Below are 18,796 nucleotides of genomic sequence, written 5' to 3' on the forward strand. Positions count from 1 at the left end.
GTCAAAAGACTTTATTTGCTGTTATTTTGCATCTATAAAAATAACAACACATGAAAGCAATCTATTTATTAATCGGTAGTTTATTTCTGATTTATTCAACGGCATGGGCCGATGAGCAACCGAAAGACTCACTAAAGGAGGTTAGCATGGAAGAGATCATGGTGATCGCAACGCCTAAAGAGAGTCTTAAATTGCGCAACCTTCCTCTATCCAGTTCTCTCCTATCTCACGAGTCCTTACTCACCAATCGTGTCCAATCGATAAAAGATCTGACCGGAGTGGTGCCCAACCTCTTTTTACCGGATTATGGATCAAAGATGACCTCTGCAGTTTACATTCGAGGAATAGGATCACGCATAAATACCCCCTCCATCGGATTGTATGTCGATAACATCCCCTTTGTTGAAAAGTCATCCTTCGATTTTAACTATGCCGATGTAGAACGCATCGACATCCTTCGAGGTCCACAAAGCACTCTTTATGGACGGAATGCCATGGGAGGACTGATCCGAGTTCACACCAAATCCCCTTTCTCCTATCAAGGTACTGAGATCCGGATGGCAGGAGCAACTCACAACGATTATCGAGCCTCCTTCACTCACTACAGACGTCCCTCTGAGACCTATGCCTTATCCGTCGGCGGGTTCTATGAGTATGAAAACGGCTTCTTTAATAATGAAGCGCGACAAGAGGAGTCGATCTGTCGGACCAAAAGTTTTGGAGGACGCATTAGGAGCATCTACAAACCCCGGAAAGCATTAACCATCGATCTGAATCTCAGTTATGAATATAATGATCAGAGAGGTTACCCCTATCAATATACGGGAGCACTCAATGGAAGTCCCGAGTCACGTCCGACCTTCATCGGAAAGATTGCTTATAACGATCAGAGCAATTACTATCGGAGTTTACTCAATGCCGGATTGAATCTGGAGTATAAAATCGGAGCACTGACATTAAGTGCGATCACCGGATACCAACGTTTGAATGACAATATGCACATGGACCAAGACTTCACCGATAGAGAAATCTTCAGATTACAGCAAAAACAAAAATCCGACCATTTGTCGCAAGAACTCATCTTAAAATCGGAATCCGGCCATTGGCTATCGACCACCGGAGTCATGGGGCTGTACCAATGGCTGACTACCGAAGCGCCCATGAACTTTGAAAAAGAGGGTATGCAGACAATGGAAAATGGAATCAATCGCATCTTCCCGGATTTATCAGATAAAGGAATGACCATGGGGATTGCACTCCCTCAAACCATGCTCTTCGACGGCACGTTTAAAACGCCACTGTTGAACTTGGGAATATACCACCAAAGTACGTTTAAAGATTTTCTGCTGAAAAGACTTTCTGCCACTGTCGGCTGTCGTTTGGACTACGAAAAGAGCAATATCGACTATCACTCCGGAACCACACTACCCTTTGTTTTTAACTTCTCGGCTCAAATGGGGCCAACGACCATAAACATCCCACAAGAGGTAACGACACAGTCAACCTTTATTGGATGCCTCAACAATGATTATTGGCAATTCATCCCAAAGGCAGCCTTACAATACGATATCAATGCCCGGAACAATATCTATCTATCGGTTAGCAAAGGATATCGATCGGGAGGATATAACATACAGATGTTCTCCGATCTACTACAAAACAACTTATCGAACGAGATGAAAAGTGATCTGAAAGAGGCGTTGATCAACAATCCGCAAGTACCTGCTCCTGCCAAAGCGATGATCGAACAGTATCTAACATCCAAGGAGCAAACAGAATCGGTCGAAGATTATGTCCGCTACCAACCGGAGTACACCTGGAGTTATGAAGTAGGAACACATTTAACGTTATTCAACCAGAAGCTACAAGCTGATCTAGCCGCGTTTTATATGAACACCCGCAATCAGCAGATCGCCCGGTTTGCCGAAAATGGAATGGGAAGAGTAACCGTTAATGCGGGAAAGAGCAGAAGTTTAGGATTTGAAGCCAATACACGATTAGAGTTCAACAGTAGCTTATCGATAAACGCGAGTTACGGATATACCCAAGCGTCTTTTACCGATTATGTGACCAATGAGAAAGATCCACGAACCATGGTCTTGAAAGAAGTGTCTTACAATGGGAAATACGTTCCTTTTGTACCCAAGCACACCTTAAACGCCGGAGCGCAATATATTTTCCACATGGCCCCCAAACAATGGCTAAGTCAGATCCGGTTTAATGCAAATTACACCGGTATAGGACGGATCTATTGGACTGAGAAGAATGACGTTAGTCAGCCGTTTTACAACCTACTTAGTAGCAGCGTCACTTTCACGAGAAGAGATAAAAGTCTCACACTTTGGATACAGAATCCGTTAGATCGGGCGTATACGACTTTCTACTTCGAAAGCATGAATAAAGGATTCCGCCAACAAGGGAAGCCTTTACAAGCAGGAATCGAGTTTCGTTGGAAATTCTAAATCACCTTCAGCATACTTAACCACCCCATTGACTGAGAATCTGGTAAGTTCTCAAAAAAAGTCAGTGGGGTTTCTTAGGCTTCCACAAGTCAACACCGTTAAAGAGAGCTTCTTTGAAAGGCAATACGTTCTGTCCCGTTAGCCACAAAGATCGTTCCGCAGGTGACGAAACCATGTTTTTTTAAGATGTTTTGCATCACAAGATTATCACGATGCGTATCAACACGGATATTCTTACAGCGCGAGAAGCACCAGTTTAAACAAGCTTCTGCAATCCCCTTTTGCTTTCCATTCGTCCCCATGCGATGAATCACCCCATAAGGTTCGTTATTCAACCATTCCCCGTCATAAATCTTAGCATAAGTAGGGTCTTCCCCTAGGATAAAACAAAAAGTGCCGACTATCTCACCACAATCGTTGATACAAACCCAACTATGATTTTCTTCGATTTCCCGACGAATCAGTTCTTCCGAAGGATAGCCGTCAATCCACTGCGTCTCATTACCAACACTACGCATAAACTCACGAGCATATCCATAAATACTCATAACTTCTCCTAAATCGGATATTTCCGTACAACGAATTTCGATCATATTATATTCAATTAGTATACCATCATTTATTAATCACACCACAATACGGGCAAACTCCTTTAACTTTCAATCGACTCCCACAATGCCCACAACGATACTTATACTGGTTGCTGTGTCGCACTTTTTTCGTTAATAAGATTCCAAAAGCAATAAGAAACAGATAACCGATATAAAAGTGAGTCATCAAAATAAAGAAGAAATAACAAAAGATACAACAAGAGAACAACCCTAATAAATAGAAGATTGCAGCATCCGGTGCTAATTGCCGGAAGAGATCATCCAATGTTGCCAATAATACAATAACAAAGAGCCAAAGGCTAATGAGAAATAGCACCAAAACCAACGGCACATTAAAAGGCGATAAGGTTGGATTATAATAAAAATGCAACCAGGTTTCCGGAGCAAAAATCTGTATCGATTCGTACACCGTAGCACTGAATGCCATTAAAAAACAGAGGAATAATGGATATGAACTACCAATATCATTAAAGTAAACCAATTGCAATTGTTTTCGTCTAAAGGCTCTGAAAAGATAAAGCCCTACGAACAAAGCAAAGATCACGATAAAATAAGGAACATGAGTATCACTAAACAGATGAATAGCCTGTGAGATGCTATCGGTTGGCATAAAGGTACGATAAAACTCACTCTCGCTAATCCAACCCTGTTCTTTCTGAGTATGAGCCAATTTAATCCAAGTCTGGCTTAAGGAGTCGTCCATATGGTCATTAAACTCGGCAACAACCACCCGATCTCCTTTAGCAAGTTTGATGAATTTATTCTTTATCGGCAAACATTCCAACTCTACAGAATCGACACAGACCTCAAAATTTGAATTATAGGTGTAATGCTGCTGATATAAGTAGCTTATAGAGTCTTTCGATCTTTGCGACAGAGAACTGTCACTAAGATCGGGCTGCACGTAATAACAAGAAGAGAATAAGGTGCTCACGACACACCACAACAGTAGGTCTCGAGCACCAGACGTCCACAAACGAGTCATGACTTTGAACCAAAGCCTATAATCAATCTCCTTCATATCTCATAACTTTCATTTGGCAATGTTTACAATCAAACTCCAAACGAAAACGCTTACCATCAGCAGATACTAAATAATAAGGTTCTTTAAAGGGCGAACGCACGCGATGATGTACCGGACACCACCCCATACTATAACGCAAGCAATGCTTACAGAACATCAAGGCTGCATGATCCACAGCTTTTTTCTCGTAAGCCATCTGAATAGATTCCACGCCGTGCTGGGTATAAAACGAAACAGCCTTAGCATTTAAAACGTTGCCCAAATAGGTTAATTTCTTCTCCAAAAAAGGATGTGTTGTGGGTTGATGGACAGCAATCTCGGGTTTATAAGAGATCATTCTGACTTTAATCAACTCTTCCACCACTTCTCTTCTTAAATTCGATAAGACAGAAGACGGAATAAACCAGTTCTGAGAAAAGGAGACTTCTACCTCTTGAGCGGTAAATGGAGTATTTCCTAGTTTTGACAGTTGCATCTTCAGATTCTCTTTTTGATCGCTGCGAGCCAACTCTTTTTCATAAGGTAAAGATAATGAAGCCCGACATCCATCTTCATCGGTCATCGTTAGATGATACCCCCAATCGTGGTCGGCTAACTCTACACGAACGTTCAGTTTCCGATCTGCCGATTTTCGAGATAAAACCCGTTCAAACTCCTGATCAAAATTGCGATATAAGACGGTATGGCGTTTGATCTGAGGCATCTCTTGGGGATATAATTTATTCCCATCAACACGATTTATTCGGAAACCTTGCAAGCGTCCCGCTTCATCAATATAACATAATCCATCTCCATTGCTAAAGGGTTTAACGCCGGCAACAATCAAATAATTTCCACGTATATCTTTCAAAGTACCCATCTCTTCACCTAATGACTTAGGCGTATCAAATGAGGTCACATCTTTATTTCGACCTTGTAAGAAGAAAGAGGTAAAACCACGACTAAAGCTTTTATCCAGCTGAGGTTTAAAAGTGTATTCAGAATCACCGGAAGACGAACGTTTAAAATCAGTACGTCGAGCCATAATACGATCTAACTCTAACCGATAGGCCGCTGTAACATTCTTCACGTAATTAACATCCTTCAAACGTCCTTCTATTTTTAACGAAGAGGCTCCGGCGTCTAAAAGTTGCTCTAATCGCTTGCTTTGATTAAGATCTTTTAGAGACAACAAGTGTTTGTTCCGTACAATTTCCTGATTGTCGGCATCTACCAAAGAAAAAGCTAAACGACAAAATTGTGCGCACTCTCCACGATTGGCACTTCTACCAAAACAAGCCTCGCTCACATAACACTGACCACTATAGCTCACACAAAGTGCCCCGTGCACAAAGACCTCTAAAGGCATATCCGGAGAGGCCTGATGAATGGCGCTGATCTCAGGCAAAGATAACTCGCGTGCCAAGACAGCCTGACTAAACCCAGCCTCTTTTAGAAATTGAACTTTTTGAGGCGTCCGGTTATCCATCTGCGTACTAGCATGAAGAGCAATTGGAGGTAAGTTGAGTTGCAAGATGCCCATATCTTGAATGATTAAAGCATCAACTCCTATACGATAAATCTCCCAAATTAACTTTTCAGTCTCTTCCAGTTCTTCGTCCCATAATATCGTATTAAGAGCGACATAGACTCTTGCACGATATAAATGAGCATGTTTGACTAATGAAGCAATATCCTCTAACGAGTTTCCAGCGGCGGAACGAGCTCCAAATTTTGGCGCACCGATATAGACGGCATCTGCACCATGGTTAATAGCTTCAAGACCACATTCCAAGTTCTTTGCTGGAGCCAAAAGCTCTATCTTACGTTGCTTCATAAAACGATTAATACCCACTAAATTGTTACTATATAAATTACTCAATACGTTCGATGTCATAAGGCGTTTCTTGGTAAACGAAGTAGTTCAACCAATTAGAAAACAATAGATTTGCATGCGAACGCCAGCGTACTAAAGGCCCCTTATCCGGATCATCATCCACATAATAATGGCAAGGAACTGCAATATCTAATCCTTTCTGTAAATCTCTGCGATACTCACCGTCTAAAGTCATTGGAGAATATTCTGAATGACCGGTAACGAAAAATTCTCTTCCATTACGTCCGGCAACTAAATAAACTCCGGCTTCATCGGACTCAGAAAGCAAAGTGAGTTCCTTGACCTTCAGCACTTCCTCTCTACAGATTTCCGTGTGCCGACTATGGGGAACATAAAACCGATCATCAAATCCACGAAAGATCGGATGTAATGGATCAAGTATACGATGTTCAAACACCCCAAACTTTTTCTGATCCAATGCTCGTTTACTGACTCCATAATGATGATACAGACCAGCTTGAGCAGCCCAACAAATATAGAAAGTGGACGTCACATGCGTACGTGTCCAATCAAATATTTCCTGCATTTCCGCCCAATAATAAACTTCTTCAAAATCCATCTGTTCTACCGGCGCTCCTGTAATGATCATCCCATCAAACTTCTGATCTTTCATCTCCTCAAAATCCGTATAAAAAGCCTGCATATGCTGAACTGGGGTATTCTTAGACGTATGACTTTTTAGTTTCATAAAAGAGACCTCAATCTGCAAAGGGGTATTAGACAACAAGCGTACTAAATCCGTCTCTGTTGTGATCTTTAAAGGCATCAAGTTTAAAATAACAATGCGCAGAGGACGGATGTCTTGCTGAATCGCCCTAGAAGAGTCGATAACAAAGATATTCTCCTCTTTCAACAACTCGATAGCAGGCAGTTTATCTGGCAAATTTAAAGGCATAATAGCTTTGGATTAGAATTTGTCCACAAAAATACTAAAAATAAAGAATAAATAGGTTATAGCGTTTATTTAGAAATTTTCTAAATTAAATCATTTTAAGAATATTTCTCTACATAAATAGAATAAAACTGTTATTTTTGCTTCACGAATTAGTACTAATATTTTAAAATTAAACAACATGGCTTACGTAATTAGTGACGATTGTATTGCTTGCGGAACTTGTATTGACGAGTGCCCAGTAGAAGCTATCTCTGAAGGTGATATCTATTCTATTAATCCAGATTTATGTACAGAATGTGGTACTTGCGCAGATGTTTGTCCTTCTGAAGCAATTCACCCAGCAGAATAATACAATCTAAAAAGGTATAGAAGCTGTTTCTTAATTGAGACAGCTTCTATTTTATAAATAAGAATGCCCGGTAAATAAACATTACCGGGCATTCTTTATTGGTCTATATAGAGATTATTTCAATCGAGCTAAAGCCTCTTTTATACGCTTAATAGCTTCTACTATATTTTCATCACTAGTTGCATAACTCATACGAATACATTCAGGCGATCCAAAGGAATCTCCCCCAACACAAGCCACATGAGCTACTTCCAATAAATACAAAGCTAATTCATCTGAGTTGTTAATCACATGAGTTCCATCTGTCTTTCCAAAGAATGAACTACATTTTGGCAAAAGATAAAATGCTCCTTCTGGTACATTCACTTCAAAACCTGGAACTTCTTTGGCTAACTTTACAATGAGATCTCTGCGACGTTGAAATGCCTTACGCATTTCTTCAACAGGTTCTTGCGTACCGGTATAAGCGGCTTCTGCAGCTTTCTGAGAGACAGAACATGGACCAGAGGTATATTGTCCTTGTAACTTATTACAAGCCTTAACAATCCATTCCGGACCAGCAATGAACCCAATTCTCCATCCAGTCATCGCATAGGCTTTGGAAACACCATTAATGATCACCGAACGTTCCTTCATTTCTGGGAACTGAGCAATGCTATGGTGTTTGCCAACATAAGTAATATGCTCATAGATTTCATCGGCAATAACAACGATCTGAGGGTGTTTAGCCAACACGGCAACTAAAGCTGACAATTCTTCCTGACTATAAACCGATCCGGTTGGATTAGATGGAGAACATAAAATTATAGCTTTTGTTTTAGGTGTAATAGCAGCTTCTAATTGTGCAGGGGTAATTTTGAAATCTTGTTCGATACCTGCTGAAACAATAACAGGAACTCCCTCGGCTAATTTCACCATTTCTGGATAACTAACCCAATAAGGAGCTGGGACAATCACTTCATCTCCAGGATTAACCAAAACTAATACCGCATTACAAACGGCTTGTTTTGCGCCATTAGCACAAGAAATCTGAGTCAATGAATAATCCAGATCGTTTTCTTTCTTCAATTTTGCTACAATAGCTTTACGCAAATCCGGATACCCAGGCACTGGAGAATAACGAGAATAATTTTCATCGATTGCTTTTTTGGCAGCTTCCTTAATATGATCGGGAGTATTAAAATCAGGTTCTCCAACACTCAAGTTAATAACGTCAACGCCCTGCGCTTTAAGTTCACTACTTTTCTGCGACATAGCCAATGTCGCAGATGGCGACAAACTATTCAAACGATCTGATAATTGGTTCATCTTATGTTTCTTTTATTGTAATTAGATAAATTCAAAAACAAAATAATGCTACAAATTCGACTATTTATTAAAATGGAGAGTATGTCCCATTCTTTCTTTCTTTGTCTTCAAGTATCTCTCATTAAACGGATTAGGTACAGTCTCGATAGGAACATTCTCCACAATCTCAAGCCCATATGCTTCCAAACCGACACGCTTCACAGGATTATTGGTCATCAATTTCATCTTATGCACTCCCAATTCACGTAAAATCTGAGCACCAACGCCGTAATCCCGTTCATCCGGATCGAAACCTAAATGAATATTAGCATCCACCGTATCATATCCTTCCTCTTGCAGTTTATAGGCCTCCATCTTACTCATCAATCCGATTCCACGACCTTCTTGATTCATATAGACAATGACCCCCTTACCTGCCTGTTCAATCATTTTCATCGCTTTATGAAGCTGTTCACCACAATCGCAACGAGAAGAACCAAAAATATCTCCTGTCATACATGAAGAATGAACACGAACCAATATAGGCTCATCTTCTTCCCAGTTTCCTTTGAACACAGCAACATGCTCAAGTCCATTAGATATTTGTCTAAACGGAATTAAATGAAAATTTCCATATTCAGTAGGCATTTTAACTTCTACCCCCTTTTCAACGATTGATTCTTGTTTCAAACGATAAGCAATTAAATCATGAATTGAAATTAATTTCAATTCATACTTATCTGCCATCTCTCTCAGTTCCGGCAAACGAGCCATCGTTCCATCTTCACTCATGATTTCCATCAAAGCACCTGCTGGATAGAATCCTGACAAACGTGCAAGATCAATTGTAGCCTCTGTATGGCCAGCACGACGAAGAACACCCTTCTCTTGAGCGTACAACGGATTAATATGACCAGGACGCCCAAAAGTTGCCGGCGTAGAAGAAGGATCGGCTAAAGCTAGGATTGTAGCTGCTCTATCGGCAGCAGAAACTCCTGTAGTACATCCTTCCAATTTATCAATTGTAACAGTAAAAGGAGTACCCAACATTGACGTATTATCCGAGACCTGATGAGGCAAGTCGAGTTCTTTGCAGCGACTTTCTGTAATAGGAGCGCACAATAGTCCACGAGCATGCTTAAGCATGAAATTCACTTTTTCAGGAGTAATCTTCTCAGCAGCAATAATCAAGTCCCCTTCATTCTCACGATCTTCATCGTCAACCACTATCACAAACTTACCTTCTTTAAAGTCTTCAATAGCTTCTTCTATCTTATCTAACTTTATTTTCTCCATAATTTTTATCTTATATATTTCGAATAACAGTCAAAACTTCTTGGTTATTTTGTATAATTCTCTCAAAATCCTTTGCAAGACGGATACGGAAAGCCCAAATGCGAAAATAGAAAAATAACCCCAACGGCAATACCAATCCTGCTAATATATTGAGCCAATGAATATGAAATGGACGCAGATGAGCCGCAGTAGGTATAATAGGATAATTATTCAATAGATTAATCAAAGCAGGCGATTTAGAATTAGACAATTCTTCAACAAGTCCTTCCATCCTATTATTAATCTGAATAGCATCATCATCCTTCTCTCCAGACATCCATAATTTAAAATAATTAGGCATCTCGTGTCTCTTATTTATCTCCAAATATCTTTTACATTGTTCAGTTAAGATCGCTAAGTCTTCACTCAATTGACCATAATTAGGATCATTAATAATTACCTCCTTTTTAATCAAATGCCTAACGTCACGTACTCCGAAAATCTTCTTTATCCAATTAACGTAAACATCGGCATTTAAAACCACGGAATCATTATTCGATTTATAACTTAAGAAAGCACCGAGTGGAGCCAAAACAGCACTACTCATCCATACTCCCATCCACACAATCCATTTGCCATCACGTGCCATCTTATAACCAGTGTTATCTATGATATAGTAGATAATAAAGACCAAAACTGATACAATCACTGGCATTCCGAGACCTCCTTTACGAATAATCCCTCCTAGAGGGGCCCCAATAAAGAAAAACAAAAGGCAAGATAACGATATGGTAATCTTTTTATGCCACTCAGTTTCATGCTTGCGAATGCTATAATCATTGCGCTCTGTGGTATAATTCTTAAAACTTAAATCACTTGTCGTACTTTCAACCCGACTTACAGCAGAAGACATAATCCGCTGTTTATCGATTAAAGTAGAAGAATTAAATAGGCTATCAACTGAATAATCATTAAGATTAGCTTGTTCCACTTTCAACGAGTCCTGATGATTTAATCCATAAGGCAAACTATAAGCACCTTTAGACATCTCCGTATAGTACGAGCGTCCAATACTATCACCGAGGACCTTCATCGAATCAATAGAAAGTTGCAAGGCAATCATATTCTTGACAGCAGATTGATTGCTCATAATGCTGGCATCTGCCATATTAAACTCAGAATCAAACTCTATGATAGAATGTTTCTCTCGGAAAGATTCCCGTCTATAAGGTACATTTTCCGAATTCATATTTTGAGTTTTCAAATTTTCAAATAAGTCACCATCATATAGATGTAGCCATAAATGCTGCTTATCTGCCGTCATCTCTATACGCCCGGAATCTGCATAAATCACATGAGCATTTTCAAATCCATCTTTAAAATTATAGATCAAAACATCGTAAAGCATGCCCGTCTTACGATCTTTTTTACCTATTTTCAAATTATAATCGGGTATTTCAGAATAAAAAACACCTTCAGGAATATCCAACTCAGGCGATTTTTGCTTCATTGAAATAATTAAAGTACCTAATTTATTCCAAGCTTTGGGTGAAATTACATTCTGAAAATAAAAAGAAACAAAGACTAGTCCAAACGCAAAAAACATCAATGGCCGCATAATCTGAAACAGAGGGATTCCTGCCGCTTTCATTGCAAGCAATTCATAGCGCTCTCCAAAGTTTCCAAACGTTATCAACGAAGCTAATAAAATAGCTAGTGGCAAAGCTAAAGGCACTAATGTTAAACCTGAATAGAAGAAAAATTGAGCAAGAACATCCATTTCTAGACCCTTACCCACCAATTCATCGACATATCGCCATAAGAATTGCATCATAAAAATAAAGAGGCAAATTAAAAAAGTTCCAAGAAAAAGGAACGAGAAACTCTTTATTATGAATATATCTAATTTTTTTATGCGCAGCATTTTAAAAAACCTCATCATTTAAAATGCAAAAGTAGCACAAAAAAGGAAGCATCGAAACTTTTTAATTGAAACTTAACTAAAATCCACAAGTTCTTCTTAATTTAATAACTTGAGAATCCCATAATTCCTTCAGATCCTCAAGTTCATGAGGTTCGGCAAAATCAGTTATTTCAAGAACATGATCGTTAGTCAACTCATTATAATTCATTTTGATCTCAAAGTAGTCCCTTTCGTTAGAATCATCCAACCATCTAAATCGAATAAAAGAGAACGCCCGAATAGCAATAATCTCAGCTCTTCGCTGTTCATTTTTTCCCCAATAGAAGTCTACAATTTTATCATTAGATGTTATTCGATCAGCAAACCAGTCCGCTAAACCTGTTGGTGTACTAATCGCAGACCAAAGAATATTTTTTGATGTCGCGTTTAAGGGATACTCTAAATGTATTTTTTCCTTTTTCATAGTCCAATTAACTTAATGTGTGTCGCAATATAAGTATTTTTTTCAAATTAAACCTCGTTTTAAAAATATTATATAACAACCTATACAAGAAAAAGATAGCTTAGTTTTAAGTTATCGTACCAAAGTCTATCAACAAATAAAATAAAAAAAAGTAGATGAATTCTTTGGTACAAAGCAAAAAAGATCTATCTTTGCACCCGCAATCAAGAAACAATGGCGCGATAGCTCAGCTGGTTAGAGCGCATGATTCATAATCATGAGGTCCCCAGTTCAATCCTGGGTCGCGCTACAAAGTAAAGATTAAGGCATTTGAGAGGCTTCCACTCTTGGGTGCCTTTTCTTTTTAACCCATTCCGAATTCTGTCAAAACTGATTCACTCCCTCATAGTTTATAGACCCTAACATTATAATAATGAACAAAAAAAACATAACACTAAAATCGGTTTTATTTGATATGGATGGCGTCCTTTACAACTCTATGCCATATCATTCAGAAGCTTGGCACAAGACGATGGCTTCTGTTGGCTTAAATCTTAGTCGGGAAGAAGCATATATGCATGAAGGTCGAACAGGAGCATCAACCATAAACATTTTGTTTAATAGAGAATTAGGACGTGATGCAACTTCAAAAGAGATAGAAGATCTTTATTATAAGAAAAGTATCGAATTTAATACCTATCCGTCTCCAGAACCTATGCCTGGCGCTTGGGAACTACTCCAAAAGATAAGAAATAGCGGAATCACTCCTACAATTGTAACAGGATCTGGACAGCACTCACTTTTGGATCGTTTAGAGCATCATTTTCCCGGCATGTTTTGCCAAGAATTAATGGTCACAGCATTTGATGTAAAGTACGGGAAGCCCAATCCTGAGCCTTATTTAATGGCACTTAAAAAAGGAAACCTAAAACCTAATGAAACCATAGTTATAGAGAATGCCCCATTAGGAGTCGAATCGGCTCATAATGCTGGAATATTCACTATTGCGGTAAATACAGGACCATTGGACGATCAAGTCTTACTTAACGCTGGAGCTGATTTACTTCTTCCATCAATGATCAGCCTATATCAAGAGTGGGAAAATATTATCAGTTCGTTCTTATAAACATATAAGAATAGCACGCTTATCTTCTTATATCAGCCCATGCCTGCTTGGATGAACACCGGCATACCTTTTACTAGAAAAGGAGAATACTTTGGAACAGAGAATGCAGAATAAAGATAAAAAAGGCGGTGAAAGACCTTAATAAAAAAACGGGGAGACTCTTTATAGAATCTCCCCGTTTTTTTATGGTTGCGGAGGCCTGACTCGAACAGACGACCTTTGGGTTATGAGCCCAACGAGCTACCAACTGCTCCACTCCGCGATGTTTAACGGGTGCAAAGATACGGATTTATAAACGACTAAACAAATTTATTTACCCTAAATCCCCATAAATACGACAAAAAGTATCATTTATACTATTAAAACTGATCAAGCAGTCCTATAAGCGGCATTCACTCACCAAATCTAAACAAGGCAATTCCAAAAGCGAAATCAACCACCTCTAGAAATCAATATTCAGCTAAAGGCATCTTGGAACAAATTAACCGACAGCAGATCATCAAATTAGTGAGTCATCCAACAAGTGCTACCCACACTCACCCATTACACTGAAAAAACAACATACAAAAATAAGATTAACCGCAAGAGAGAGCAGACCCATCAATAATAAATCCATAAAATGCTGCAGTTACAGTACGACCATGATTTTTCAATGATGATGGTTGATAAGAGATGGAGATACAAGAGGAGTATAAGATAGCGTTTTAAAAAGTGTGTAAATCCCAATATTTCTTAGATTTGTATTGTAACCTAAAATGAAAGAGAAATGGAATTTACACAAGAACAAATGTCTGAAATTATTTCTTCACTTACAAATGGTAAAGAAGGATTTCAGGAATTAATCCGTTTAGGGATGGAATCCTTAATGAAATCAGAGCGTAAGATTTATAATTCTCAGACTGATGATGTGAGTAATGGCTATCGTGATCGTCGAGTATGTCATGGCGGTCAAATGTTTGAGATTCGCGTTCCTCGGAGTCGTGAGAGCAACTTTTATCCTGTTTTATTAGGGGTACTTAAAGATCAAGAAGCTGAAGTTCAGCGCTTAATTTGTAGTTTATACGCTCAAGGCTTGACCACCAAGCAAGTTGGTGATATCTCTGAGGAATTTTACGGTAAGCATTATAGTAAGAGTCAAGTAAGCCGGCTCCTTGATACGGCACGTGGAGATGTTTCTGCGTGGCTGAACCGTAGATTAGATGCACGTTATCCAATCGTTTATATTGATGCTACGTATGTTGCCACCAGGCGCAATGACTCGGTTTCAAATGAAGCATACTACGTAATATTAGGAGTAAAAGAAGATAGAACTCGTGAGGTCTTATCAATTGTGAATTTCCCAACCGAAAGTGCTTCCAACTGGCTTGATATATTCGATGATATAAAAGAAAGAGGAGTTAGTGAGATTAATTTATTTGTATGCGATGGCTTATCTAGTATTGAAAATTCTATCGCACATGCATTTCCTGGTGCAGATATCCAATTGTGCACGGTGCATTTAAAGAGGAATATATTGGGGAAAATTAAACCTCGAGATAAAAAAATAATTGCGGCTGAAATGCAGATAGTATTTAGGCCAGATCAAGATTTGGTCACCCCTGAAAGCTCACATAAACAATTCCTAGATTTTATAGATAAATGGGTGAAGAGTTACCCCATGCTTAAAAGGTATAAACATGAAAGGTACAAATTCTATTTCACTTATTTCAAATATGAGAGAGAAATAAGAGGTATGATATATACAACCAATTGGATTGAACGACTCAATAAGGATTTTAAAAGAGTGCTGAAAATGCGTGGCGCGATGCCAAACTATGATTCTGTGATATTATTGCTTGGCAATGTGGCTATGAATAAAGATGTATTTAAATATCCAATTTACAACTTTCTTGAATCAAAGCTTTTTATCAAAACAGAATAATTATATTTTTGAGAAATATTTATGCCTAAGAAATAAAACATACACACTTTTCTGAACATTACCAGACAAACGGTATCAAAGGGTACTCGTGGCAACAAACGACCCAGACCGATACCCAAGACAACGGCAAGACACGGCAGGGCACAAAAAAAAGACCCTTCGAAACATTACTGAATCGAAGGGTCAATCAAAATGGCGGCTACCTACTCTCCCACTGTTACGCAGTACCATCGGCGTGACGAGGCTTAACTTCTCTGTTCGGAATGGGAAGAGGTGGAACCCTCGTGCTATAACCACCTAAAAAAGGTTATGACATGTGTACAGTAAAAATTTAGACTCCTAAAAAGGATAGCTAAATGGATATAACAAACAACGCGCGTTTGTAAGAAAGTGCACGGGCAATTAGTAACGCTCGGCTTTGATGTTGCCACCTTTACACCTGCGTCCTATCAACGTCATCGTCTATAACGACCCTAAGAAATCTAATCTTGTGGCCGGCTTCGTACTTAGATGCTTTCAGCACTTATCCGATCCCGACTTAGATACCCAGCGATGCACCTGGCGGCACAACTGGTAAACCAGAGGTCAGTCCAACACGGTCCTCTCGTACTAGTGTCAGAGCCACGCAAATTTCATACGCCCACGATAGATAGAGACCGAACTGTCTCACGACGTTCTGAACCCAGCTCGCGTGCCACTTTAATGGGCGAACAGCCCAACCCTTGGGACCTTCTCCAGCCCCAGGATGTGACGAGCCGACATCGAGGTGCCAAACCCCTCCGTCGATATGAGCTCTTGGGAGGGATCAGCCTGTTATCCCCGGAGTACCTTTTATCCTTTGAGCGATGTCCCTTCCATGCGGAAACACCGGATCACTATGCTCTAGTTTCCTACCTGATCGACTTGTCTGTCTCCCAGTCAAGCACCCTTATGCCATTACACTCTACGGACGGTTACCAATCGTCCTGAGGGTACCTTTAGAAGCCTCCGTTACACTTTTGGAGGCGACCACCCCAGTCAAACTACCCACCAAACAATGTCCTCGCAAAAGCGAGTTAGAACTCAAACAATCAAAGGGTCGTATTTCAACAGCGACTCCACAAATACTAGCGTACCTGCTTCAAAGTCTCCGACCTATCCTACACATCAATGGCCCAAATTCAATGTTAAGCTATAGTAAAGGTTCACGGGGTCTTTTCGTCCCATCGCGGGTAATCGGCATCTTCACCGATACTACAATTTCACTGAGCTCACGGTTGAGACAGTGTCCAGATCATTACACCATTCGTGCAGGTCGGAACTTACCCGACAAGGAATTTCGCTACCTTAGGACCGTTATAGTTACGGCCGCCGTTTACTGGGGCTTCAATTCAATGCTTCTCTTGCGATGACATCTCCTCTTAACCTTCCAGCACCGGGCAGGTGTCAGGCTGTATACTTCATCTTTCGATTTTGCACAGCCCTGTGTTTTTGTTAAACAGTTGCCTGGACCTATTCTCTGCGCCCACATCGCTGTGGGACCCTTTATCCCGAAGTTACAGGGTCAATTTGCCTAGTTCCTTAACCGTGATTCACTCAAGCGCCTGAGTATATTCAACCCAACTACGTGTGTCCGTTTACGGTACGGGTACCTCAAAGATTATGTTTAGCGGATTTTCTTGGGAGTATGGTTACATGCGCTATTGAATTGTTCCGAAGAACGCTCCATACTATCAGGTTCGACTCTCGATACGGATTTGCCTGTATCGATCAACATCTACACCCTTTAACGAACATCCGTCTGTTCGCGGCATTGTCACTCCTCCGTCCCCACGTCACTCTTAAAGGTAGTACAGGAATATTAACCTGTTCTGCCATCGGCATCACCTGTCGGCTGAGCCTTAGGACCCGACTAACCCTGATCCGATTAGCGTTGATCAGGAAACCTTAGTCTTTCGGCGAGGGGGTTTCTCACCCCCTTTATCGTTACTTATACCTACATTTGCTTTTCCACAAGCTCCAGACAAGCTTACGCTTGGCCTTCAACGCGTAGTGGAATGCTCCCCTACCGATATTTACATATCCCACAGCTTCGGTAATACACTTAATGCCCGATTATTATCCACGCCAAACTCCTCGACTAGTGAGCTGTTACGCACTCTTTAAATGAATGGCTGCTTCCAAGCCAACATCCTAGCTGTCTTAGCAATCTGACTTCGTTAGTTCAACTTAGTGTATATTTGGGGACCTTAGCTGGTGGTCCGGATTCTTCTCCTTTAGGACATGGACCTTAGCACCCATGCCCTCACTCCCGTGATTAAACTAATGCGCATTCGGAGTTTATCAAGACTTGATAGGCGGCGAAGCCCTCGCATCTTATCAGTCGCTCTACCTCACATTAGTAACTCACGAGGCTGCACCTAAATGCATTTCGGGGAGTACGAGCTATCTCCAAGTTTGATTAGCCTTTCACCCCCACCCTCAACTCATCCAGAAGCTTTTCAACGCTTATTGGTTCGGTCCTCCAGCTAGTGTTACCTAGCCTTCAACCTGGTCAAGGGTAGATCACTTGGTTTCGCGTCTACTCCTACCGACTATACGCCCTATTCAGACTCGCTTTCGCTTCGGCTGCAGATCTCAAGATCCTTAACCTGGCCGGTAAAAGTAACTCGTAGGTTCATTATGCAAAAGGCACGCCGTCACAGCATAAAGCTGCTCCGACCGCTTGTAGGCGCACGGTTTCAGGGACTATTTCACTCTTCTATTCGAAGTGCTTTTCACCTTTCCTTCACAGTACTGGTTCGCTATCGGTCTCTCGGGAGTATTTAGCCTTACCGGATGGTCCCGGCAGATTCAGACAGGATTTCACGTGTCCCGCCCTACTCAGGATACCACTAGGATCTTTTAAACTTCGAATACGCAACTATCATGCGCTATGGTTGAACTTTCCAGATCATTCTTCTCATTTAAACAGATTCCACAACGTGGTCCTACAACCCCATCACATGCCGTAACATGGATGGTTTGGGCTGTTCCCCGTTCGCTCGCCACTACTAGGGGAATCATTATTATTTTCTTTTCCTACAGGTACTAAGATGTTTCAGTTCCCTGCGTTAGCCTCCTGACATAATCAGGATGATATTTCTTCAAAATATCAGGTTGTCCCATTCGGAAATCCGCGGATCAAAGGTTATTTGCACCTACCCGCAGCTTATCGCAGCTTATCACGTCCTTCATCGCCTCCGAGAGCCAAGGCATCCGCCATGCGCCCTTATTTACTTTCTTACAAACGTTCACTGTTACTATAAAAGTAACATGCGTAAAGTTTGATATATACTTTTAGCTCTTACTAAATTTTTACTTTTTGTACAACATGTCAAAGATCGTTTTTCTTATGTCTCAAAGAAAAGGTGGAGAATAACGGATTCGAACCGTTGACCCCCTGCGTGCAAGGCAGGTGCTCTAGCCAGCTGAGCTAATCCCCCGAAGTAACAAAAAAAGAGATGGTCATCCAAATCTCGTACATCGGTAGTCCCAGGCAGAGTTGAACTGCCGACCTCTACATTATCAGTGTAGCGCTCTAACCAACTGAGCTATAGGACTGTCAGTACACTCGTGCCTAAAA

General features: G+C 40.5%; 12 protein-coding genes, 4 tRNA genes and 2 rRNA genes. 5 read left to right on the top strand and 13 right to left on the bottom strand.

Annotated features, from left to right (window positions below; all coding sequences use genetic code 11):
* Positions 1-50: 50 nt before the first annotated feature.
* Positions 51-2,462 (top strand): TonB-dependent receptor, encoded by a 2,412-nt coding sequence (locus AC4PG5_RS09025; RefSeq protein WP_492028600.1) that lies wholly within the window; start codon positions 51-53, stop codon positions 2,460-2,462.
* Between the two features lie 98 nt (positions 2,463-2,560).
* Here the strand turns inward: AC4PG5_RS09025 and AC4PG5_RS09030 are convergent, their stop codons facing one another.
* From AC4PG5_RS09030 to metA, 4 genes are read right to left on the bottom strand one after another with little or no spacing between them, the layout of a single operon-like run.
* Positions 2,561-3,055 carry a GNAT family N-acetyltransferase gene (locus AC4PG5_RS09030; RefSeq protein ID WP_492028601.1) on the bottom strand — a complete coding sequence of 165 codons (495 nt, stop codon included), beginning with the start codon at positions 3,053-3,055 and terminating at the stop codon, positions 2,561-2,563.
* Positions 3,056-3,077: 22 nt separating this feature from the next.
* Positions 3,078-4,058, bottom strand: coding sequence for a hypothetical protein (locus tag AC4PG5_RS09035; protein WP_492030727.1), 981 nt, complete (start codon positions 4,056-4,058; stop codon positions 3,078-3,080).
* Between the two features lie 22 nt (positions 4,059-4,080).
* Positions 4,081-5,913, bottom strand: coding sequence for a peptidase U32 family protein (locus tag AC4PG5_RS09040; protein ID WP_492030728.1), 1,833 nt, complete (start codon positions 5,911-5,913; stop codon positions 4,081-4,083).
* Between the two features lie 37 nt (positions 5,914-5,950).
* Positions 5,951-6,868 carry a homoserine O-acetyltransferase MetA gene (gene metA / locus AC4PG5_RS09045; RefSeq protein WP_492028602.1) on the bottom strand — a complete coding sequence of 306 codons (918 nt, stop codon included), beginning with the start codon at positions 6,866-6,868 and terminating at the stop codon, positions 5,951-5,953.
* Between the two features lie 178 nt (positions 6,869-7,046).
* Between metA and fdxA the strand changes: the two genes are divergently transcribed.
* The gene (fdxA, locus tag AC4PG5_RS09050) at positions 7,047-7,217 is read left to right on the top strand and encodes a 4Fe-4S ferredoxin (protein ID WP_294534653.1); all 171 of its coding nucleotides are present in this window, start codon (positions 7,047-7,049) and stop codon (positions 7,215-7,217) included.
* Positions 7,218-7,331: 114 nt separating this feature from the next.
* Here the strand turns inward: fdxA and AC4PG5_RS09055 are convergent, their stop codons facing one another.
* From AC4PG5_RS09055 to AC4PG5_RS09070, 4 genes are all read right to left on the bottom strand, one after another.
* Positions 7,332-8,525 carry a pyridoxal phosphate-dependent aminotransferase gene (locus AC4PG5_RS09055; protein WP_492028603.1) on the bottom strand — a complete coding sequence of 398 codons (1,194 nt, stop codon included), beginning with the start codon at positions 8,523-8,525 and terminating at the stop codon, positions 7,332-7,334.
* Between the two features lie 60 nt (positions 8,526-8,585).
* On the bottom strand, positions 8,586-9,800 hold the full coding sequence (locus AC4PG5_RS09060; RefSeq protein ID WP_492028604.1) for a bifunctional 3,4-dihydroxy-2-butanone-4-phosphate synthase/GTP cyclohydrolase II: 1,215 nt from the start codon (positions 9,798-9,800) through the stop codon (positions 8,586-8,588).
* Positions 9,801-9,810: 10 nt separating this feature from the next.
* Positions 9,811-11,703: an LptF/LptG family permease gene (locus AC4PG5_RS09065; protein ID WP_492028605.1), complete on the bottom strand. Its 1,893-nt coding sequence runs from the start codon at positions 11,701-11,703 to the stop codon at positions 9,811-9,813.
* 76 nt (positions 11,704-11,779) lie between these two features.
* Positions 11,780-12,166 (bottom strand): START-like domain-containing protein, encoded by a 387-nt coding sequence (locus AC4PG5_RS09070; protein ID WP_492028606.1) that lies wholly within the window; start codon positions 12,164-12,166, stop codon positions 11,780-11,782.
* Positions 12,167-12,381: 215 nt separating this feature from the next.
* Here AC4PG5_RS09070 and AC4PG5_RS09075 point away from each other — a divergent pair.
* Both AC4PG5_RS09075 and AC4PG5_RS09080 read left to right on the top strand, forming a co-directional pair.
* Positions 12,382-12,455, top strand: a tRNA-Met gene (locus AC4PG5_RS09075).
* A 123-nt stretch (positions 12,456-12,578) separates the two neighbouring features.
* Positions 12,579-13,271, top strand: coding sequence for an inorganic diphosphatase (locus AC4PG5_RS09080; RefSeq protein WP_492028607.1), 693 nt, complete (start codon positions 12,579-12,581; stop codon positions 13,269-13,271).
* Positions 13,272-13,457: 186 nt separating this feature from the next.
* On the opposite strand, the gene AC4PG5_RS09085 is transcribed toward AC4PG5_RS09080, so the two are convergent.
* Positions 13,458-13,533 (bottom strand) — tRNA-Met (locus AC4PG5_RS09085).
* Positions 13,534-14,037: 504 nt separating this feature from the next.
* Here AC4PG5_RS09085 and AC4PG5_RS09090 point away from each other — a divergent pair.
* Complete coding sequence (locus AC4PG5_RS09090; RefSeq protein ID WP_492028251.1) at positions 14,038-15,192, top strand: IS256 family transposase; 1,155 nt, start codon at positions 14,038-14,040, stop codon at positions 15,190-15,192.
* Positions 15,193-15,382: 190 nt separating this feature from the next.
* Here AC4PG5_RS09090 and rrf read toward each other — a convergent pair.
* From rrf to AC4PG5_RS09110, 4 genes are all read right to left on the bottom strand, one after another.
* Positions 15,383-15,493: ribosomal RNA gene (gene rrf, locus AC4PG5_RS09095) — 5S ribosomal RNA — on the bottom strand.
* A gap of 81 nt (positions 15,494-15,574) precedes the next feature.
* A 23S ribosomal RNA gene (locus AC4PG5_RS09100) occupies positions 15,575-18,456 on the bottom strand.
* A gap of 126 nt (positions 18,457-18,582) precedes the next feature.
* A tRNA-Ala gene (locus AC4PG5_RS09105) sits at positions 18,583-18,656 on the bottom strand.
* 44 nt (positions 18,657-18,700) lie between these two features.
* Positions 18,701-18,774, bottom strand: a tRNA-Ile gene (locus AC4PG5_RS09110).
* Between the last annotated feature and the right edge of the window lie 22 nt (positions 18,775-18,796).

Source organism: Bacteroides sp. QWL-09, from assembly GCF_058683585.1.